This is a genomic window from Ardenticatena maritima (assembly GCF_001306175.1).
GTDB lineage: Bacteria > Chloroflexota > Anaerolineae > Ardenticatenales > Ardenticatenaceae > Ardenticatena > Ardenticatena maritima.
Window position 1 is genome coordinate 666,671 of sequence record NZ_LGKN01000003.1, and the last position, 19,224, is coordinate 685,894.

Genomic DNA, 19,224 nt, shown 5'->3' on the forward strand with positions numbered 1-19,224 from the left:
GGCTTGTTTCAACTCTGCTTCTAGGGCCTGTTTTGAAAACGATACGCAGGCGGTAAAAGTTCCTCATGTTCTCGTAATGCGTCGCGCATTTTGCGGCGTGCGCGGAACAAGCGGCTTTTCACCGTGCCAATCTCAATGCCCAGAATCTCGGCGATTTCGTGATACTTGTAGCCTTGGATGTCGGCCAAGACGAGCACCGCCCGCTGGTCGGGTGGCAGGGTAAGCAAAAGGGCTTGCAACAATTCATGCAATTCTTGCTGTTCTACGGCTTCATCGGGACGCTCAGGCGCCACCTGTTCAAAAGGGCGGTCTGGTTTGTCAGGGTCAAGCAGCAGGGCGTCCAGCGAAGCCGTGGGACGGCGTTTGTGCGCACGCAGCGCATCGTAGCATTTGTTGGTGACGATTCGCAACAACCACGCCTTGAACGATGTGCCGGGCTGATAGGTGTCCAGTTTGCGGTAGGCGGCGAGAAACGCTTCTTGCGTTGCATCGGCGGCGGCGTCGGCGTCCCCCATGATGCGGTAGGCGACGTTGTACGCCAACCGCTGGTAGCGCCCCACCAGTTGGTTGAACGCGTCAAGGTCGCCTGCTTGTGCGGCTTCCACGAGCGGGCGATCGTCAGTTGTTGGGTGGGGTTGGGTTGTCGTGCGCACTCCCAGCCGGACAAGGATGTACGCCAGCAGGAGCCAAAGCCAGAATTGGGTCATAGAACTCGTTTGACGCGCGAGGGCTTCATTTTATACTGTGCTGCACCTTCTTGAATCTGCATTGTATCGCAAAGTGGAAAGATGGCGAACCTCAAAACCAACAACATGTGTGAACATCTATGCCTGGCTTGATACGGCGCGCTGCATTTGGGCTGCTTCTGTTTGCTATTGGGCTGAGCGCCGGCCTTTTTTATGGGTTAGTCCAAAACCCTGTGACGTATGAAAATGTCTATCCCGCCGACCTTGCCGCCGAGTATCGTACCGACTATCTCCGCATGACCGCTATTTCGTTCTTGCTGAATGGTGATACTGAAAAAGCGCGGCAACGGTTGATTTGGCTCCAGACGGCGCCTTCGGCGTTGCGTCTGCATGTGCAGGAAGCCGCCGCCCAAAACGACCCCGCTGCGCCGGCACTGGCGGCGCTGGCGCGCGCCTTTGGCGCACTCCCGCCTGAGATGGCGATGTATTTGCCGACTGCTACGCCGACGCCCACCCCCACACCAACAATCACGCCCACACCGACGCCAACGTTTACGCCGACACCGACCCCCTCGCCAACGGCTACGCCCACCGCAACGCCGACGCCCATTCCTACCGCCACACCACCGCCCACACCCACAGCGCGCCCACGCCCACCAGCGGCAACGCGCGTTGCGCCCACCGCCACACCAACGCCCGCGCTTGATTTTGTGGTGCGCATGGCGCGTCTGGTTCCCAAAGAAGAAAACGGCGGTTGTCCGGGGCGCAACATTCTCTATGTGCGCGTGCGTGATGCGCAGGGGCGCCCCTTGGATGGGGTGCGCGTTGAAGTGCGCTGGAAAGATGGGCGTTTTGTGCTGGTGAGCGGCTCGAAAGAGGGGCAACCGGGGAACGCCGAGTTTGTCATGTCCGGTGGGTATTGGGTGCGTGTGGTTGGCGACGTGCAGGGACGCACCTACCGCAGTGAGGAAACGCGCGAACTCAACAACATGACGCCCTCGTATGCCGATTTGATTGCCGCAGGCTACTGCACGAGCGAAGACGATTGCCGCTTGCAAGAAGAACGCGGGCAGTTGTGCCCGGGCTTCTACTCATGGGAAGTGGAGTTTCAACGCACATGGTAAGGTTGCTCAAAACGCTTTGGTGGCTCTGGTTGCTTCTTGCCGGGTTCGGCGTAGGGGTTCTGCTGGCGTGGGGTCCTCTTGCCCCCCAACCCGGCACCCAATCGCCCGCTGAATTGCGCCCTGATGTGCGGCGCGATATGCTTTTTCTGATTGCGGACACGTATGCCTATGAGCATGATTTGCGCAAAGCCCGCGAACGCTTTGCCGCTCTCAACCTGACCAACCCGACGCCTATCTTCACGCTCCTGGTGGATGAAGCCCTGCGCGAAGGGCGCGAAGAAGAAGCCCGCCGTCTGGCGCAATTGGCGGTGGCGCTGGAATACGATACGCCCGTTTTGCGTGCGTTAGCGCATACCGCAACCCCGACACCAACGCCGACGCCATCCCCCACACCATCGCCTGATGTGGGCGCGACGCCCCAGCCGTCTCCCTCGGCGGAAGCCGTACAAGGACGCTACGAGTGGGTGGTTGTCGAACGGCGGCCGCTAACATGCGCCGAGCAACCCGGTGATGCGCCTTTGCTTGTGGTGTATGTGGAAGACGCCGACGGGAAGCCGCTCAGCGGCGTTCCCTTGCTGGCGCAAAGCGAGACCGATACGCAACGCTTCTTCACCGGCTTGAAACCCGACAACCCCGGCTATGCCGACCTGGAAGTTGCCGGCAGCCGCTACACTGTGCGCGTTGACCAGGGGCAAAGTGAAGTGGCGCTGGACTTGACAATGCCATCAGAGAACGCAAAATGCAGTCAGCTCTCGACAGAAGAAGCGGCAACCGCCATACGCGGGTGGGTTGTGCGTTTTCGTCGTGTGTCGCCTGCACCCTAAATCCGCCCCAGCAGAAAAGGAGATGGTCACGTGCTGAAGCGTTTTTTGAAAAATGCGCCTTTGTTTTCCCGCTTGACTGACGAAGAGCGTCAAGTCATCGCCGCGCATATGCACCTGCAACGTTTTCACCAGGGCGATATCCTGTTTGAACAGGGCGCACCGGCGACGGCGATGTACGTCGTGCGGTCTGGATTGCTGCGACTTATCAACGTTGAGGATGGGCGTATCATCGCCAACCTTGGTCCCGCCAATCTGGCCGGCGAAACTGACATGATTTTGGGGTTGCCGTATGAAGTGCGCGGCGAAGCCGCCACCGATTTGGATGTCTGGGTGCTGTCGCGCAACGATTGGCTGGATATCATCGAAATGCACCCCCTGATTGCCATCAAGGTCGGGAGTTTCCTGGGACAGCCGATTGGCGATACGAAGACCTACCTGACGACGCTTCTGCAACAGTCGTCGCTTTTTGAAGACGTACCCGTGCATGTGCTGGAAGCCCTGGCTGAGCAGATGCAACTTGAAACCAAGCAACATGGCGAACTGGTGTTCCAGGCCAACGCCCCCGCCCGCTACGCCTACACCATTGGCGAAGGGCGCGTCGCCCTTGTTTCCATCAACCCGAATGACACCGACCCTTTCCGCTATGCGGCACAGGGGGATTGGATTGGCGTCGAAGCGGTCTTGCGTGGCGGCACCTACGGCGCGGTTGCGCGTGCTGACGGCGATGTGCAGCTCTGGAAAATTGAGCGTGAAGCGCTTCTCGACCTTGTAGAGCGGTATCCGCTCTTGCGGGATATCTTCCGACGCCAGCAACCCGAAGCTGAAACGATTGACCGCATTGCCGCCCGTGATGCGCTGCAACAAACCAATTTGTTTGCAGATTTGCCGCTGGACGTGCTGGATGACGTCATTCGTTCACTCATTGTCGAACACGTGGAACCCAACGAAGTCCTGGCGTCTCCGCAAGAGCCGCTCAACGCCCTCTGCATTTTGCACCGTGGCCGGTTGCAAGTGATTGAAGATGGGAAGGTGCTCGCCGAGTATGAGGAAGGTTCAACATTTGGCGAAAACATTTTGCTGACGGGGCGTCCTTTGACGCAAACCATACGTGCTGTTGAAGCGAGCACGCTCTGGTGTTTGCCCAAAGAGACGTTCGAGCGCCTGATGGCGCGGCATAATGAACTGGGAAGCCGTGTCAGCTTTTTGTTGCGTAGTCTGCTCAGTGAGGAGCAAGCGGCGTCCCCTGAACAACAATCGTTCCTGCGCATGTTTCCTCTCTTTTTCGCGCTGGATGATGAGGCGCTCGCAGCGATCGAAGCCACATTGCGCCGTGAAGTCTATCCGGCGGGCACACTCATTTATCATCAAGGTGAATGGCCTGAAGCCTTCTACCTGGTGTACGAAGGCGAAGTGCGCGTGACCAATTCGCGCGGCAAAGTGACGATTGTGCGCCCTGGCGGTTTTCTGGGCGAAACAGCGCTCCTGACGGGCAGCGAACACGCTGAAACGGCGCAAACCATCACCGATGTGATTGTGTATGCCATGCCGCGCCCTGATTTCGAGGCAATGTTGGAGCGCCATCCACACATTGCCTTGTCGTTGAGCCGCACGTTGAGCGCACGCCTGCAACGGTTGCAGAAGAACGAGACCGCGCCATTACTGCAAGACAGTGAACGTGCAAGCCCTGGCGCGCGCGCCGCGAACGCTTTGGTCTTTGACCGCGAGTCTGCTGGGCTCTCAACGCATCTCTGGGATCAAGCGATCGAATGGTTTGCGTATCTTTCAACAGGCGCCAAAATTCGTTTGGTGATTGTGGCGCTGCTCTTCTTCTGGCTTGTGGGGGTTGTTGCTCCGTGGCTTGTGGTGCAGCGGCTGGAAGGGGAGAGCCTCAACATGCGTGAGACGCCTGCGGTGGTGTTTGTTGAAACCATCATCTAAGTTGGGCTGTTTTCCAAGCGGGGTGCCACATCTCCTGAAAGCCCCCGCTTTTTTTATGCCGCCGCACTGTGGCGTCTTTGGTTCATATATGAAAGTCAGGAAGCAAGCGAAAGGGTTGACAGAATGACGGATTTGCTTGATGGGTTGAATCCACAGCAACGCGAAGCGGTAACCGCCATCGAGGGGCCGGTGCTCGTGCTGGCGGGACCCGGTTCCGGGAAAACGCGCGTGCTCACGCACCGCATTGCATACTTGGTGAAGGTGGCGGGGATTGAACCGTATTCGATTGTGGCGGTCACGTTCACGAACAAAGCCGCCCGCGAGATGCGCACGCGATTGGAGCAGTTGCTCGGCAATCGCGCTGAAGGGGTGACGCTGGGCACGTTTCACGCCATTTGCGCCCGCATTCTGCGTCGTTCCATTCACCATTTGGGCTACGAAAATTCATTCGTGATTTACGATACCGATGACCAGCGGCGTTTGGTCAAGCAAATTATCATTCAGGACCTCAATCTCAATGAGAAGACGTATCGCCCTGCGGCGGTACAGGCGGCGATTTCGCGGGCGAAAAATGAACTTTTGACGCCTGAGGCTATGGAAAAAAACGCCGCCTCTTATTGGGAGACAGTAGCGGCGCGGGTGTATGCCCGTTATCAGGAACGGCTCCAACAAGCCAACGCGCTCGACTTTGACGATTTGCTCTTGTTGACGGTGCGCCTCTTGCGCGAGGTGCCCGCCGAGTTGGAACGCTTGCGGCGGCGCTGGCATTTTCTGCACATTGATGAGTTTCAGGATACGAACATGCCCCAATACGAACTGGTGCGCCTGCTGGGTGAAACCCACCGCAATGTGTTCGTTGTGGGGGACATTGACCAATCCATTTACTCCTGGCGCGGAGCGGATTACCGCAACGTGTTGCGCTTTGAACAGGACTTCCCCGAACGGCGCACTATCCTGCTGGAACAGAACTACCGCTCCACGCAAACCATTCTCGACGCCGCCCAAGCCGTTATTCGGCGCAATCGGCACCGCAAGCCGCTGAAACTTTGGACAGACAAAGGGCGTGGTCAGCCGATTGTCCTGCACGAGGCGTATGATGAGGTTGAAGAAGCGCAATTTGTAGTGCGTGAAATCCGCAATTTGGTGCGACAGGGTGCAGCACGCTACGCCGACATAGCCGTCATGTATCGCACGAATGCCCAATCGCGTGCGCTGGAAGAAGCCTTTGTGCGCAGTGGCGTGCCCTATGTGCTGGTCGGGGGAACGCGCTTCTACGAACGGCGTGAAGTGAAGGACTTGCTGGCGTACATGCGACTTATTCACAATCCGTTTGATGCCGTGAGCATGGAGCGCGTCATCAATGTGCCGCCGCGTGGTATTGGCGCGCGCACCTGGGAAACGCTGGTGGCATGGGCGAACCAGTTAGGCGTGCCCGTTTATACCGCCTTGCAAGTGCTGGCGGCGTCACGTGAGGGCGTTGCCACAGAAGAAGACGAAGCGGTCTCCCCCTTCTTGCCCGATATTCCACCCCCGTTTGGCACGCGCGCCGCAAATGTGTTGGTTGATTTTTACACCATGCTGCGTGACTTTATTCGCGTCCGCCACACCATGAACGCAGTGGATTTGTTGGAAGCGGTCATTAGGCGCATCAACTATCGCGAGTATGTGGATCGCAACCTGAGCGAAAACGAAGATGATGCTGAAGAGCGTTGGGCAAACGTGCAAGAATTGCTGGCTGTCGCCGACCAGTTTTCGTATGCCGATCCCGCGCAAAGCCTTCCCAACTTTCTGGAAGAAGTCGCGTTGGTTTCGGACGCCGATACGATTGATGAAAACCGCGACGTTGTGACGTTGCTCACGTTGCACACCGCCAAGGGGCTTGAATACAAAGTTGTGTTCATTACAGGCGTCGAGGAAAACCTGCTTCCACATAGCCGCAGCACGGATGAAATAGACGCCCTTGATGAAGAGCGCAGGCTCTTTTACGTTGGCATAACGCGCGCCAAAGAGCGACTCTATCTGCTCTATGCCTTCCGCCGCCAGACATGGGGCGGCTACGAGACGCGCCAGCCGTCGCGTTTTTTGCGGGATATTCCGGCTGAATTGCTGGCAACCCCGCGAAAAAGCGCACCACGCCAGGGCACATTGGGCATCGGGAGAACAACGGCATCGCGCCCGCGACCAAGTAGCACACGTTCACCCCACGATGCACGCCTGCAACAACGCAAGGTGGAACGCCAGGAAACCGCCCGTGCTGAGAAAGCCAGCCTTTCGTTTGCCGCAGGCGACCGTGTGCGGCATCCGAAGTTTGGGGAAGGGGTTGTCATATCCAGCACACGCACACGCAGCGGCGATGAAGAGGTCACGGTGGCGTTTGAAGCCGAGGGTATCAAAAAATTGCTGGCGAGTTTTGCCAAATTAGAGAAAATTGCAAAATAGGCTGTTCGTATCTTTCAGACAAGCGAAGTGTTTTATTCACTGGAACAACGTCCAACGCGGCCGATCAACGGCGACCGACCGCGCAACTTTCTCGCAGAAAACAGGATGGAGAGGTGAAAACATGGGAACTCGAAAGTTGCGTGTAGGTGTCATTGGTGTCGGTGCCATTGCTACTCACGAAGTGCATGGCCATATCCCCAATTATTTGCGTATCCCCGAAGTGGAGTTGGTGGCGCTGAGCGATGTCAACGGGCGTCGTGCGCGGTACGTCGCCGATCGTTTTGGCATCCCGCAGGTGTACACCCACTTCCGCGATATGCTCAAGCATGCCGACCTTGACGCTGTGAGTATCTGTACGCCCAATTACCTGCACGCTGCGATTGCCATTGGTTGCCTGGAAGCGGGCGTGCATGTGCTCGTGGAAAAGCCGATGGCGTTGACAACGCAAGGGGCGCAGAAGATGATCGAAGCCGCCCGCGCGAACAACGCTATCCTGTTTGTGGGGATGAACAACCGTTTTCGCAACGATACGCGGGCGCTCAAACTGATGGTTGAGCAGGGTGCGCTTGGGGACGTCTATTATCTCAAAACGGGATGGTTGCGTGGCACAAACGCCACGGAGTTGAGTAGTTGGTTCACCAGCAAAGCCCAGGCGGGCGGCGGGCCGCTTTGGGATATTGGGCTGGTGATGCTTGATTTGGGGCTGTGGATGCTCGATTTCCCCCAACCGGCGTCTGTGATGGGCGCGATTTTCACAGGCATTGCCGAGCCGGAAGATGAGGATGTCAGCGCGCTCGTTGCCCCGATGCAGGAAAGCCCGTACCCGGTGGAAGATGCGGCAACAGCCCTCGTGCGCTTCAAGAATGGGACCGCAATGATGCTCGAAGTCTCGTGGGTCTCGCAATTGGGCAAGCAGGATGATATCTACATGCGGCTTGAAGGGCGGCGGGGCGCTGCTGAGCTGCACAACCCCGACAGTGGCCGCAACCAGAAGGTGCTCAGTGTGCGGGGTGAATTGTTTGGAACGCGCATGGAGCTGGAACCCGAAATTCCAGAGAGCCAAACGTCATCCCACTTGCTGGAATTGCAGCATTTTGTGGATGTCTGTCTGGGACGCGAAGCCCCTGTCGTCACACCTGAACAGGGATTGATGGGCGTGCAAATTATTGAAGCAATTTATCGCAGTGCGACAAGTGGGGAGATGGTCTATTTTGATGCGCCACTCCCTGACGTCCCGGATGAAACGCAAATTGACATAACTCCTGAACCGAATGGTGCGTGACACGGTGCAAAGGAGGGGAGTGTGAGCAGAACGAGGCGGGGTTAGCGCCCCGCCTCGTTTGTTTGGCGACGTGCGAGATACCAGAAGAACGCCAGGGCGCCAAGGCTGACGATGCTAAGCGCGAGAAGTTTGAAGACCGGTGTAGGCAGCAGCAGGGCGAGTGTGCCGAAGAGCGCGCAGATGCCCCAATAAGTCAGAACAACCTGGCGCTGTGAGAACCCCGCATCGTAGAGGCGGTGGTGAAGATGTCCTCGGTCGCCGTGGAAGGGGCTACGCCCCTGGCGAATACGTGCGACGATTTGCCAGGCGACGTCGAGAATGGGGATGATGAGCACGAGCAAAAAGGTAGCAACTTTTGCCCCCGCCATGATACCCAATGCCGCCAGCGTATAGCCCAGGAAGTACGCGCCTGTGGTCCCCATAAACGTGCGCGCCGGATTGAAGTTGTAAGGCAGAAAACCCAGTGTCGCCCCCAGAAGCGCCAATGCCAAGAGCGCAACGCTGTATTGTCCCAGGCGGATCATGTGTGCGGCAAAAACCGCGCTGGCGATGGCAACGACGCCTGCGGCGAGCCCATCCAGCCCGTCCAGCCAGTTGATGGTGTTGAGGGTGCCTGTGAACCAGAAAATGGTCAGCGGCCAGACAATCCACCAGGGCAAGGGGCCGATAAGTTCGCCTGTGAAGGGGTTGCGAAAGACTTCAATGAAGATGAGATGCCAGGCGGCGACCATCCCAAGCCCAATTTGCGCTAGAAGTTGCGGTTTGGGCGGCAGTTCGTAGCGGTCATCGTATAAGCCGATGAGCGCCGCCAGCAACGCGCCGAGAATCAAACCCCGCAGGCGAATAAACTCGTTGGGGTCGGTGCGAGGGACGGGCAGCCAGACGGCGACGATGACGGCGATGAGAAAGCCCACAAGCATACCCAAGCCCCCAATACGCGGTACGGGGCGCGTATGAATGTCTCGGTCACGCATGGGGGCTTGCACCAATCCCCACTGTTCGCCCAAGCGCATGAAAAGGGGCGTGGTGAGCAGGCTTCCGAGCATGCCCACCACAACCACCACGAGCATGAAAAAGGTCATTGCCCCGTTCCAAAGAGACGGTCGCCGGCATCACCCAGCCCAGGCACGATGAAGCCGCGTGGCGGGTCGTCCGGGCGTTGTGGCTCGGGCGTCAGGTGGTCGTCAATGTGGGCGACGTAGATGCTGACGTCGGGATGTTCGGTATGCAGGTGGGCGATACCTTCCGGGGCGGCAAGCAGCCCCACAAACTTGATGCGCGGCACGCCCCACTCTTTGAGCACCGTCGCCGCCGCCGATGCCGAACCACCTGTTGCCAGCATAGGGTCCAGGATGATTGCCACGTCCACAGTGGCACGGGGCGGCAGTTTGTTGTAGTAGGCGACGGGGGCGAGCGTCTCTTCGTCTCGATAGAGCCCCAGATGCCAGACTTGCGCAATCGGCATGAGGTTCAGGAAGGCGCTCACCATGCCGAGACCGGCGCGCAGAATGGGTACCAGCCCGATGCGGTCGGCGATTTCGACGCCTTCCGCTTCGACATTGAGCGGTGTGGGGACGCGCACGGGGGTTGTGCGAATATCTTGCGTTGCCTCGTAGGCGAGTAATGTCGCGATTTCTTCAACAAGTTCGCGGAATTCAACCGGATGCGTTTGTGGGTCTCGCAGGCGGGTCAGTTTGTGTTTGATAAGCGGATGTTGCGATTCGTGTACATTTTGCATTTTTCGGGCTCCTTGCATTTTTCGGGCTCCTTTTTGCTTCTTTCCATAAAAAGAGGGTTCGCCTGCAGGCCAACCCTCTGCTTGGAGTTTAGAAACTCGAACGCCTCCGTTGGCGCTCGATAATTTCCTGGCAGGCTACGCAGTAGCGCGCTTCGGGCATGATTTCAAGCCGCTCCGCCGGAATAGGTTGCTTGCAACGTTCGCAAATGCCGTAAGTGCCTTCTTCGATGTGTTCCAATGCGTCCTCGATCTCCTGCAAGCGTTCTTGCAAACTCGCCAACAGCGAAGCCGCTTTATCGCGCTCGATAAGGTCAGGGTCGCCTTCCTCCGGCTCAAATTCGACTTCGGAGCGCAAAAAGGCTTCTATGCGCTCGATTTCGTGTAGGAGTGTGCGGCGTTCTTCCAGCAAGCGTTCTCGTTCGTGTGCTCGCTCTGGCATATGCTCCTCATCTTTTTCAAGAATAGGTTCGCGAATGGGGCAGATAGATACCACAAGTTACGCGGTGTGTCAACGTATTTGGTGCAAGTATGCTATGGTTGCAAAACCGGTTTCGCGTATGTTTTTGGACAATGCAAGCTGGCGTTTTGAGTATATTTTGTTATTTTAGATAATAAAGATTATCTCAAATAAGTTGGATGGAAAATGAGTGCGGCGAAGTAAGCCGCACTCTCCTCTCCACCAATACCGTTTTTCTTCTGAATCTCAGCGGCGTACCGCAATAAGCGTGCCGTCGCCTGCCGGAAAAATCGTTGCCTCGACACGACTATCCTCGCTGACCATGCGGTTGAACGCATCCATGTTCCGCGCGGCTTCACTCTCCGGCTCGCTCGCGATGCGCCCTTGCGCAAACGCATTGTGGGCGGCAATCACACCCCCCGGCCGCACATGCTCAACCGCCCAGGCGTAGTAATCGGCGTAGCCTTCTTTTTCGGCGTCAATAAATACCAGATCGAACGGCGCATGCACCGCCATTTTGGGCAGCAACTGGTGTGCATCCCCCTCCACAATTTCAACCTGTTCACTCACCCCCGCCAGTGCGAAGTTTGCGCGCGCCACTTCTGCATGTTTGCTCGACTTTTCCAACGTCCAAAGCCGCCCATCAGGCGCTAACCCTCTTGCCAGCCATGTACCGCTATACCCACCTAACGTGCCAATCTCAAGCACGCGTTGCCCGCCGGTAAGCATCACTAACAATTGCAAGAACCGCCCCTCTTCAGGGCGAATGGTAATCATCGGCAGCCCTGCTGCTTCGATATTCGCGCGAATTTGACGCAGGACGTCATCTTCGGCGGCGAAGAGGTTGCTAATGTAGGTGCTCAACGCGTCGTTGTAAATCGTCATGCAAACCCTCCCACTTCTTTCATCATGAGTGTGTAGAACCGTTCGGGTGCGCTTCCTGTGAACCGCGCCACGGCTTCATCGCCGCCGGCCGCGTGCAACGCCCGCAGGAGATGCGCAAACTCGGCAACGGTATGTTTACGCGCCGCCGCCATGGCATAAGCAAACAACACCCCTTGCCCTGGATGGTCCAGATTCATGGCTTCGTGCGAATCGGGCGGCAAGTAGAAGCGCTTGATATGCTTGCCAACGAACGGCAGACGGTAGGCGATATGCCAGAAGACGCTCCCCTTGCCAGATTGCAGCTCAGGCACACTGAGGGGGTCTTCACAAATGGGCGTATCTTCGGGGTTGCATTGTTCCACGCCACCGCAAGAGGCAACCCACAATCGCACCCAGTTGGAATGCGCGTAGAAATCGTGGCACGCATGGAGCAAGCGTCCAAAGGCCTGCAACGCGGCTTTACGGTTCCCCTCCCCTACCAGCGCTGCTACCGCTTTCTCACGCTGTGATTTTATGTAAAGCACTCCATCCGCAAAGCGTGAAGCATCAAAATGATATTCTGGATGTCCAACAGGACCGAGAAAGTCCTGCATAATGTTCGCGCGGATGATGATGCGGCGGTCGTCAAGCGAGAGATAGGGCCCCAAGGCATCATGAATCAGCTCAGCGTGGTAGCGCGGCTCCATATGTTCCTCACACAAACTCAATCGGCATACCCACCTGCACACGTCCCGGGCGCAGCACCCGCGCATAGACGCGCGACCAGCCGGGGTGCACTTTTTGCGAGACGCGCACAAAGCGCCCATCGTGGAACGAGGCCGCGATGGTTTCACACGGTGTGGTATAGCGTGTGATTTCAATCACGACTTCATCACCCAAGCGCAGGCGTCTGCCCGGCGTCACCTGGTCCCATTCGAGACCGACGGTGGTGATATTTTCACCAAGCGCACCGGGGAAAACCGGATGCCCCTCGGATTGGAGCGCCAAAATTCGTTCCAGCGCGTAGAGGCACAATGCCCGTTCGGGACCGCCGTGGTGTTCGGTATCACGTTGCAGGTCGCCGAGCACGCCCAGCCAATTGACCTGTGCCTCACGCATGGGCAATTTGGGCACGCCCCCCTTGCTGATATTCAGCTGAAAAATATGCGCCATTTTAGACTTCCTCCACTTCACAGCCTACGCATCAGCCGCGCCGCGAGGCGCAGCGGAGTAGCGTCAGCCGGATGCGCTGGTTTAGTTATCCCATAGACAAACGGACGTATCTGGCGCCAGAGTCGCGCGCCCATTCAACCATACGCAGGAGATCAGTCAAATCCTGTTTGAAGTATCCTTTTACAAAGTATGGCTCGGAAACGCCAAGTCTAGAGAAAACGTCGGGTGAATTGTCCAGGGCTTGAATGAATGCCTGAAGACATTGAATCAATTCTTGAGGAGATTGCCAAGCAGCTCTATTCATTTCCATCTGCTTGCGCCATTCCGCTTCATCACCATAGCCTTCAGCCAACCAGTCCTCAAGACTCATGTCTTCTGATGCCACTTTCAACAAGGGTTCAATATCAAGATCAAAGTGCTCTTTTAGCATCCCTACAACGTCTGGATCGTTTCCAACTTCCCATAGATGCTCAAAGAAAACATAGGCACAGAAGAACTTGGAGTCCGTTTTGGTGAACCGGTATGGACACGGTTGCCCCGTATCTGTTTCGAGATGGAGGGTGAACATGTTATTGCCCTCTACCGTCGCTTCTTCCGCTTGACTTTGTAGCCCCAACGATTGAGCCAGGCTTCATCCTGCCGCCATTTCTTGCGAACTTTCACCCACAATTCCAGATAGACACGCGTTCCCAAAGCAGCTTCGATTTCCTGGCGCGCGAGAGAGCCAATGCGTTTGAGCATTTCTCCGCCACGTCCAATGACGATTTTCTTTTGCGAGTCGCGTTCAACAAATATGGTGGCGGCGATATAAATCACGCCATTGGGGCGTTCACGAAACTCTTCTATCTGCACTTCGATCGAATGCGGCACTTCTTCGCGCAGGATGTGCAAGGCGGCTTCGCGTACCAATTCGGCCGCCAATTCGCGTTCGGTGATGTCGGTCACCTGCTCCGCCGGATAGAGCGGCGGGCCCGGCGGCAGATGTGCTACGATCGCATCCAAAATTTTGTCCACATTCTCGGGATCCAGCACAGAGGTGAGGAACCACTCCTGAAACTCACCCAGCGCAAGGTACTGTTCGGCACGCTCTTTAGCAATCGAGATATCAATTTGGTCGGCTTTGTTGATGACGAGAATGGTAGGCTTGCCTGCGGCGCGAATGCGCTCCGCCAGCTCGCGGTCTTGTTCGCGGGGCGGCGTCGTGGCTTCAACCATGAAGAGAATCACATCCACGTCGCTCAGAGAGTCGTAGGCTTCTTCGAGCATGAACTCGCTCAGTTTGGTAACCGGTTTGTGAATACCCGGTGTGTCTACGAAGACAATTTGCGCGTCCGGTCGGGTGACAATCGCACGGATGCGCCGCCGCGTGGTTTGCGGCTTGGGCGAGACAATCGAAACCTTTTGGCGTAGTGCTGTGTTGATGAACGTACTCTTCCCCACGTTGGTACGCCCCACCACAGCCACAAACCCGCTGCGGTATCCCTCAGGAACTTGCTCACTCTCGCGCGGCTCGTAGCCTAAAAAATCGGCCAAGAGTTGTTCCTGTTGCGGGTCAAGTGTGGGCTTGTCTGCCATTGTGTCCGATGTCTCGTGTTGTTGTTCCATGTCGGGTGTAGTCATGCAGCTCCTCCAATTCGGCTTCACATGGCCGAATTATAGGCGAACAATAGGAAAGCGCGAGTGAAAGCCTTTTCCCACCATGACTTTTAGCTGCGTTGGCAAGGGGAGCGGGGTGAAATCAGCGTGAAGCGTTGCGTGGGTAAAACGGTGGATGCCGGCGGGGCGGGGATTTCATTGTTCCCCGTCCCGCCGGTTCAATGGGGTTATTCGCAAAGTGGCGTTCCGTAGGTCTTGTACCAGTCGGCGGGCAAGTCGAAAGCGGCCAGTTGGGTTGCATAGGCGGCTTGCCATGGACGCCCATACGCGAGAGCAATCTGCCCCAAGCGGCGCAGGCGGTCGGCGGCGGTCGTTTCCAAAAACTCGCGGCGCGCCTGTCCTTCCAACCCGACGCCTTCCTTCCAAATGGCGCGTCCCGCCAAAAAGCCCGAAGCGCCATTCTGGCATGCAATGCGCACCTGTTCAGCGAAGGTCTCAAAGTCCACGCCGGCGCTCAACAACACCCAAGGCGCTTCAATGCTTTCCGTCAGGCGGCGGCAGTAGGCAGCCATACGGCTCTCATCCTGTTCATGGGCGGCGTCGGTGGGGAACTCCGCTTTGAGCACATCCACCCCCAACGGCACCAGGCGGCGCGCACTTTCAATCACAATATCGGGGCGCTCGGCGGCAAAGCCGGGGTCGCTTTTCTTGACGTTGGGGTCAAGCGGATAGCAGATCGGTTCGAGGAAGAGCGGCAATTCCCAACGTGTACATTCCTCAGCCACTTTCACGACCAATTCTTCTTGTTGGGCGGCATTGGGCGCGTCCGGGTGATAGTAAAGCAACACTTTGACGCCTTGCGCGCCCATCAGGCGAATTTTGCAGACATTCCAGTCGGGCAAGAGCGTCGTCACACGCCCGCCCTTGTCTCCCTCGGTATAGCCGGTTTCTTCGTAGGTTACCAGCAAGCCGCACTGCCCTGGCAACGTGCGGTTGGCCACAACTTGCCCCGCGCCATATTCGGGGTCAATCAACACAGCGCTGGAAAGTGGTGCCAGCACACGAGTCAATTCACTTTTGAAAAAGACGACCTCTTCAAAAGAAACATCGCGCCCCAGGGCTTTCCCAAGCGATTTGACCAGCGAACCACGGTGGTCATACGCCGTCATGGTGAAAATACCTTGCGGGGTGGACAACTGCGACAACGCACGAATTTTCCCCAGGTTCAGTGTTCCCATGCTCAGCTCCTTTACATTTGGTTGTTGACACAAAAAAAGCGCCTTGCCCCTGTGGGGAAGGCGCCTTTGTCCTCGGAAACAGGCTCGTCGTGTGTGCGCGTTATTTTGTTATTGGTTGGCTCAGGCAGGCACTGGTGCGATTTCTTCCAGGTCTTGCACAGCCTCGTCGGCGCGCAATGCGTTCAAGCGTTCAATACGATCTTGCGAGCGAATGACCCACTCAGTCACATATTCCTCGCCGCGGCGGTAGGTTGCCAGTGGCTCGAACGTGATGAGCAGCGTCAAAATCTTTTCGATTTCAGGCAAGCGCTTTGGCGCGCGCAACGTCAAGCGGCGGGCGCGCTCCCATTCCATCGAAAACTTGGTGTTGTTCCAATACCCCACCGCCTGGTATGGCTCCTCGGCGCGGGTGACCTCTATCCAGAGCGTACCAGCACCGGCAAACCAAAACGCCTGGCGCAGGTGTTCTTGCACGACGAAGCGGCTATTCGGCTCAATGTCGTAGAACCAGCGTGCGTACTGACTCACCGTCTCTCCTCCTCGTTGTCCCAATCGCTCTTGCGGCCTGTTGGCGCTCAGGCCGTCTGAGTCGTTTGCAAAATCTGCTTGACTTTGTCAATAAAAGCGCTGGCACGTGCAAGCGCCTCTTCGGGAGACCCATGCAACTTTTGAGCCGCACGGAACGCTTCAAAATCAGCCGCTTCTAAACCGTTGCCCAGGTAATGCGCTTCAAGGACAACTTCCATGCAGCGCAGACCGTCGAAGTCGTAGCCGGCAGCGTACACAAGGGCGCGCCCAGCGCGGAACATCGCGCCCCACGCCTGCTTCATACCGGTGGTTGTGTCCTCCGCTTCAAACGAAGCTTTGGCTTGTTCGTACAGTTCGCGAGCAGCGGCCAATTCGGTTCCAATTTCGTGGCGCTTCAACTGGTCTTCGCGCAGGTATGGGCTACGCAAACAACGTTGCAAGTTGGCACGAATGACTGTGTTCATTCGGATTCCTCCGCCAGGAATGTAATCGGTGCTTCTTTGGGTTGCACAGGTAGATTGGTAAACAAATCGTTCCAACGAGCAGGCGGCGTTTCGTCCACGAGATGAAACCACTCAAATGGACCTTGCGCCTGCTGGTACGCCTCGTAGTAGGCACGGTCGCCTTTTTGGGTGCGATGTGCGTAAAACGCTGCACGTTTGACGGCAAGGGCGGCGCTTATGTCCACGCGCACATGTGCGTGCGAATACGGGATATCGGATTGCTCTGCCACCGAAGGCGCTACTGTAATGTAGGCCAGCCGCGTTTGAGGGGCGTCTTCTCGCCAACGTCGCCATGCGGCTGTCACCAGCGCCGATGCCGCCTGGTGGTCGGGGTGCTGGTTGCCCCCGCCTTCAGGCCCAAAAGTCGCGATGACGGCGGGACGCTCGGCGCGAAAAAGCGCCAGCAAACGCGCCACCAGGGACTCCGGCGGCACCGTATTCAACGCACCATCGGGGGCGCCCCACTGCTCTACGTGGCTCACCCCAAGAATCCGTGCAGAATGGTAAAGTTCAGCTTGGCGTCGCGCCGCCAGATTGGCTTGTGGAACAAGCCCGCCGGTTTGCCCGGCTGCGCCGTCTGTCAACGTCACCAGGACTGTTCGCACACGTTGCCAGCCGTACCGTGCAAGCGTTCCACCAAAGCCAAACGCTTCGTCATCGGGATGGGCTGTTACGACAATCAAGGTTGGTCGCACATCTCCCCCCATAAAACCCGCGTTAGCATATCACAGGTTCAGAGACGCGTCAATTGTGATAAGATGCACAGACCTGCGAAGGCGCTTCGGGTGAAGCGCTACACTATGGAATGCGGCGGCAATTATTGCCCCAAACAGTCACTTTGTGGTACAATGTCGGTTGGTGAACCGACGAGCCAGGGGAGACAAGTATGTCCACGCGGCGGCGTGTCCATGGGTACATTTCCGGACGTGTGCAAGGTGTCTTCTTTCGCTCAACCATGCAACGCCAGGCGCGCCAACTTGGTGTTGTAGGATGGGTGCGCAATCTCCCTGATGGTCGCGTTGAGTTTGTTGCCGAAGGTGACGCTGACGCGGTGGAACGCTTGCTTGCATGGGCTCGTCGAGGACCACCCAACGCGATTGTTGAAACGTTGGAGGTGACGGAAGAAACGCCGTTGCAAAGTGAAGAGACGTTTGATATTCGCCCGACACCGTGGCACTAAAAGTTGCAAGGCATTTGCAAGGAGGAGGAAGTATGGCTGACGATAAACTGTATGTGGACGGCACGATTGTGGAAGCATTGCCCAATGCAATGTTCCGCGTTGAGCTGGACAATGGGCAAACCATTCTAGGGTACTTGTCGGGCAAGATGCGCAAGAACTACATTCGCGTCTTGCTTGGCGACCGGGTACGCCTGGAACTTTCGCCCTATGACCTTGAACGTGGTCGCATTGTGTACCGCTACAAAGACGCCAAAAGCGCCAAGTAAGAGGGTATCGGACTGAAAGCGGCTGAGCCTTCAATCCAATACCCTCTTTTTGTTGCTAGGCGTCGAGCCGCAGCGCCATCCACGGGACGATGGCTTCATCCGGCCAGAGGCTCCCGTGGCGTCCCACCAGGAAGAACTCGCGTTGGCGGTATTCAAGCGCATAGCCGTCATACGCGAGCAACACAAGGTCGCCCATGCGGTGTGGCACTTCCACCATGGGCGTCCCTGGTCCCCACAATCCGGCTTGCAATGCTTCTTGTGCGTCCAACACGTGGAAGGCATGCCCCATCGCGCTTTCAATGTAGGCGCGCGCTTTTGCTTTCATCCCCTCGCGCACAAAAAGGTAAGGCGCACGTGAGTCGCCTGTCGGCGGAATGCGCAAGCATTCAGCCAGGTCGGGGTGATCGTTGACGTTGATCACCTTGTCGGGCGTGACAGTGTTGTGCCCATGGTCGGCGGTGATGATAAGCAATGTGCGCCGCCGCGCTGATGGCGAGAGGGCTTCGACCAGTTGGGTGCGCAGCATGTAGGCGAACATAGCCCACTCGGCGTCCCAATGGCGCGGGGCGGGACCATGGATGTGGCTCAATGTGTCAAAATCAGGCCAATACACGCCAATGAGAGCGCGATGCCCAGCCGTCTTTTCGGCTATCTCGCGGACGAGCGACACACAATCGCCCAAACTGGCATAACCGTGCATGCGTTCTTTGGGTAAGCCGTTGAACGTAATCTGGCTGAGGCCGCTGTTGAGAATGTGCGCCCCGATGAGGATGTGCGTTTCGACGCCAAAAGCGAGCAACGTATGCCCGATGTTGCGCACAGGAATAGCGTTGGCGGGGTCGAGACCTGCGTCAATGAGTGTGCCGTCAAACGCGCCCAGCCAGGGCTTGAGCCCAATCATGTTGGCGACAATGCCAAACTCGCGCAACCATTGCAAGTAGCCCAGGATGCCATGCTGCGCCGGCGGGACGCCTGTCCAGAGTGAGAGTGTCGTAGCGGTGGTGGTGCTGGGGAAGAGCGCCGTCATGGGGCGGACAAGTGCGCCTTGTTCATCCAACCAGGCGGCGGTTTGGGTGTCTTCCGCCAGCGCCTGCTCCATGCGTTGCCAGCCGAGCGCGTCCACTATGAGGAAGATGATGCGGTCCACGCCGTCAGCCAGCAAGGAGTGCCAGTAGGCTGTGTCAAGCGGGGGCATAGTGCCGAGTGGTACGCCGAGGATGGCGCCCAAGGTTGCCGTGGCGTTCGCCACGCTGTATCCATCGTACTGGGGTACGACGAACGGTTCGGGAATCATCTCGCCAAGCGGCGAAGGGCGGCGGTTGAGTAGGGTGGAAAGCAATGTGTCTCTGTCCGACATTGTGCAGGCTCCTTGTTCAAGGGTTGGTGTG

Annotated in this window: 21 protein-coding genes; 7 read left to right on the forward strand and 14 right to left on the reverse strand. The window is 57.4% G+C overall.

Translation table 11 applies throughout. The features are described 5' to 3' along the window. Positions 1–20: 20 nt before the first annotated feature. The gene (locus SE16_RS02940) at positions 21–707 is read right to left on the reverse strand and encodes an RNA polymerase sigma factor (RefSeq protein ID WP_082374115.1); all 687 of its coding nucleotides are present in this window, start codon (positions 705–707) and stop codon (positions 21–23) included. Positions 708–826: 119 nt separating this feature from the next. Between SE16_RS02940 and SE16_RS16130 the strand changes: the two genes are divergently transcribed. The 5 genes from SE16_RS16130 (at position 827) to SE16_RS02965 (ending at position 8,293) form a co-directional block, all read left to right on the forward strand. Then, positions 827–1,810, forward strand: coding sequence for a hypothetical protein (locus tag SE16_RS16130; RefSeq protein ID WP_054492384.1), 984 nt, complete (start codon positions 827–829; stop codon positions 1,808–1,810). Then, positions 1,804–2,634 carry a hypothetical protein gene (locus SE16_RS16135; protein ID WP_152918048.1) on the forward strand — a complete coding sequence of 277 codons (831 nt, stop codon included), beginning with the start codon at positions 1,804–1,806 and terminating at the stop codon, positions 2,632–2,634. The genes SE16_RS16130 and SE16_RS16135 overlap by 7 nt, the downstream gene beginning before the upstream one ends. A 30-nt stretch (positions 2,635–2,664) precedes the next feature. Next, positions 2,665–4,572: a cyclic nucleotide-binding domain-containing protein gene (locus SE16_RS02955; RefSeq protein WP_054492382.1), complete on the forward strand. Its 1,908-nt coding sequence runs from the start codon at positions 2,665–2,667 to the stop codon at positions 4,570–4,572. A 123-nt stretch (positions 4,573–4,695) separates the two neighbouring features. Further along, positions 4,696–7,011: an ATP-dependent helicase gene (locus tag SE16_RS02960; RefSeq protein ID WP_054492381.1), complete on the forward strand. Its 2,316-nt coding sequence runs from the start codon at positions 4,696–4,698 to the stop codon at positions 7,009–7,011. 121 nt (positions 7,012–7,132) lie between these two features. After that, on the forward strand, positions 7,133–8,293 hold the full coding sequence (locus SE16_RS02965) for a Gfo/Idh/MocA family protein (RefSeq protein WP_054492380.1): 1,161 nt from the start codon (positions 7,133–7,135) through the stop codon (positions 8,291–8,293). A 41-nt stretch (positions 8,294–8,334) separates the two neighbouring features. On the opposite strand, the gene SE16_RS02970 is transcribed toward SE16_RS02965, so the two are convergent. From SE16_RS02970 to SE16_RS03025, 12 genes are all read right to left on the reverse strand, one after another. Then, positions 8,335–9,375 carry an MraY family glycosyltransferase gene (locus tag SE16_RS02970; RefSeq protein WP_054492379.1) on the reverse strand — a complete coding sequence of 347 codons (1,041 nt, stop codon included), beginning with the start codon at positions 9,373–9,375 and terminating at the stop codon, positions 8,335–8,337. Continuing rightward, positions 9,372–10,031, reverse strand: a complete 660-nt coding sequence (gene upp, locus SE16_RS02975) for a uracil phosphoribosyltransferase (RefSeq protein ID WP_054492378.1) — start codon at positions 10,029–10,031, stop codon at positions 9,372–9,374. The genes SE16_RS02970 and upp overlap by 4 nt, the downstream gene beginning before the upstream one ends. A gap of 88 nt (positions 10,032–10,119) precedes the next feature. Beyond that, positions 10,120–10,470: a TraR/DksA family transcriptional regulator gene (locus tag SE16_RS02980; RefSeq protein WP_054492377.1), complete on the reverse strand. Its 351-nt coding sequence runs from the start codon at positions 10,468–10,470 to the stop codon at positions 10,120–10,122. A 264-nt stretch (positions 10,471–10,734) separates the two neighbouring features. Then, positions 10,735–11,373 carry an O-methyltransferase gene (locus SE16_RS02985; RefSeq protein ID WP_060687185.1) on the reverse strand — a complete coding sequence of 213 codons (639 nt, stop codon included), beginning with the start codon at positions 11,371–11,373 and terminating at the stop codon, positions 10,735–10,737. Next, a complete protein-coding gene (locus tag SE16_RS02990; protein ID WP_054494270.1) occupies positions 11,370–12,059 on the reverse strand; it encodes a hypothetical protein in 690 nt (229 codons plus the stop codon). The genes SE16_RS02985 and SE16_RS02990 overlap by 4 nt, the downstream gene beginning before the upstream one ends. Before the next feature lie 7 nt (positions 12,060–12,066). Continuing rightward, positions 12,067–12,525, reverse strand: a complete 459-nt coding sequence (locus SE16_RS02995) for an MOSC domain-containing protein (RefSeq protein WP_054494272.1) — start codon at positions 12,523–12,525, stop codon at positions 12,067–12,069. A gap of 85 nt (positions 12,526–12,610) precedes the next feature. Further along, complete coding sequence (locus SE16_RS03000) at positions 12,611–13,093, reverse strand: hypothetical protein (RefSeq protein WP_054494274.1); 483 nt, start codon at positions 13,091–13,093, stop codon at positions 12,611–12,613. 11 nt (positions 13,094–13,104) lie between these two features. Beyond that, complete coding sequence (gene era, locus SE16_RS03005; RefSeq protein WP_200907510.1) at positions 13,105–14,145, reverse strand: GTPase Era; 1,041 nt, start codon at positions 14,143–14,145, stop codon at positions 13,105–13,107. A 203-nt stretch (positions 14,146–14,348) separates the two neighbouring features. Then, entirely contained in the window at positions 14,349–15,359 is a 1,011-nt protein-coding gene (locus SE16_RS03010; RefSeq protein ID WP_054494276.1) for a tagatose 1,6-diphosphate aldolase, read from the reverse strand. Positions 15,360–15,479: 120 nt separating this feature from the next. After that, positions 15,480–15,887, reverse strand: a complete 408-nt coding sequence (locus tag SE16_RS03015; RefSeq protein ID WP_054494278.1) for a hypothetical protein — start codon at positions 15,885–15,887, stop codon at positions 15,480–15,482. A 47-nt stretch (positions 15,888–15,934) separates the two neighbouring features. Further along, positions 15,935–16,351, reverse strand: a complete 417-nt coding sequence (locus SE16_RS03020) for a hypothetical protein (RefSeq protein ID WP_054494279.1) — start codon at positions 16,349–16,351, stop codon at positions 15,935–15,937. After that, positions 16,348–17,085 carry a PIG-L deacetylase family protein gene (locus tag SE16_RS03025; RefSeq protein ID WP_160317065.1) on the reverse strand — a complete coding sequence of 246 codons (738 nt, stop codon included), beginning with the start codon at positions 17,083–17,085 and terminating at the stop codon, positions 16,348–16,350. The genes SE16_RS03020 and SE16_RS03025 overlap by 4 nt, the downstream gene beginning before the upstream one ends. 191 nt (positions 17,086–17,276) lie before the next feature. Between SE16_RS03025 and SE16_RS03030 the strand changes: the two genes are divergently transcribed. Continuing rightward, the gene (locus SE16_RS03030; RefSeq protein WP_054494283.1) at positions 17,277–17,570 is read left to right on the forward strand and encodes an acylphosphatase; all 294 of its coding nucleotides are present in this window, start codon (positions 17,277–17,279) and stop codon (positions 17,568–17,570) included. A 32-nt stretch (positions 17,571–17,602) separates the two neighbouring features. Beyond that, positions 17,603–17,836 carry a translation initiation factor IF-1 gene (gene infA / locus SE16_RS03035; protein WP_054494285.1) on the forward strand — a complete coding sequence of 78 codons (234 nt, stop codon included), beginning with the start codon at positions 17,603–17,605 and terminating at the stop codon, positions 17,834–17,836. A 55-nt stretch (positions 17,837–17,891) separates the two neighbouring features. On the opposite strand, the gene SE16_RS03040 is transcribed toward infA, so the two are convergent. Continuing rightward, positions 17,892–19,193, reverse strand: coding sequence for an alkaline phosphatase family protein (locus SE16_RS03040; protein ID WP_054494287.1), 1,302 nt, complete (start codon positions 19,191–19,193; stop codon positions 17,892–17,894). Positions 19,194–19,224: the final 31 nt, after the last annotated feature.

Coding starts and splice junctions, on each gene's coding strand:
- SE16_RS16130 (WP_054492384.1), top strand. CDS start 827: ATGCCTGGCTTGATACGGCGCGCTGCATTTGGGCTGCTTCTGTTTGCT.
- SE16_RS02980 (WP_054492377.1), bottom strand. CDS start 10,470: ATGCCAGAGCGAGCACACGAACGAGAACGCTTGCTGGAAGAACGCCGC.
- SE16_RS02990 (WP_054494270.1), bottom strand. CDS start 12,059: ATGGAGCCGCGCTACCACGCTGAGCTGATTCATGATGCCTTGGGGCCC.
- SE16_RS03020 (WP_054494279.1), bottom strand. CDS start 16,351: ATGAACACAGTCATTCGTGCCAACTTGCAACGTTGTTTGCGTAGCCCA.
- SE16_RS03010 (WP_054494276.1), bottom strand. CDS start 15,359: ATGGGAACACTGAACCTGGGGAAAATTCGTGCGTTGTCGCAGTTGTCC.
- SE16_RS03030 (WP_054494283.1), top strand. CDS start 17,277: ATGTCCACGCGGCGGCGTGTCCATGGGTACATTTCCGGACGTGTGCAA.
- SE16_RS02995 (WP_054494272.1), bottom strand. CDS start 12,525: ATGGCGCATATTTTTCAGCTGAATATCAGCAAGGGGGGCGTGCCCAAA.
- SE16_RS02970 (WP_054492379.1), bottom strand. CDS start 9,375: ATGACCTTTTTCATGCTCGTGGTGGTTGTGGTGGGCATGCTCGGAAGC.
- upp (WP_054492378.1), bottom strand. CDS start 10,031: ATGCAAAATGTACACGAATCGCAACATCCGCTTATCAAACACAAACTG.
- era (WP_200907510.1), bottom strand. CDS start 14,145: ATGACTACACCCGACATGGAACAACAACACGAGACATCGGACACAATG.
- SE16_RS03040 (WP_054494287.1), bottom strand. CDS start 19,193: ATGTCGGACAGAGACACATTGCTTTCCACCCTACTCAACCGCCGCCCT.
- SE16_RS03000 (WP_054494274.1), bottom strand. CDS start 13,093: ATGTTCACCCTCCATCTCGAAACAGATACGGGGCAACCGTGTCCATAC.
- SE16_RS02940 (WP_082374115.1), bottom strand. CDS start 707: ATGACCCAATTCTGGCTTTGGCTCCTGCTGGCGTACATCCTTGTCCGG.
- SE16_RS02960 (WP_054492381.1), top strand. CDS start 4,696: ATGACGGATTTGCTTGATGGGTTGAATCCACAGCAACGCGAAGCGGTA.
- SE16_RS16135 (WP_152918048.1), top strand. CDS start 1,804: ATGGTAAGGTTGCTCAAAACGCTTTGGTGGCTCTGGTTGCTTCTTGCC.
- SE16_RS02965 (WP_054492380.1), top strand. CDS start 7,133: ATGGGAACTCGAAAGTTGCGTGTAGGTGTCATTGGTGTCGGTGCCATT.
- SE16_RS02985 (WP_060687185.1), bottom strand. CDS start 11,373: ATGACGATTTACAACGACGCGTTGAGCACCTACATTAGCAACCTCTTC.
- infA (WP_054494285.1), top strand. CDS start 17,603: ATGGCTGACGATAAACTGTATGTGGACGGCACGATTGTGGAAGCATTG.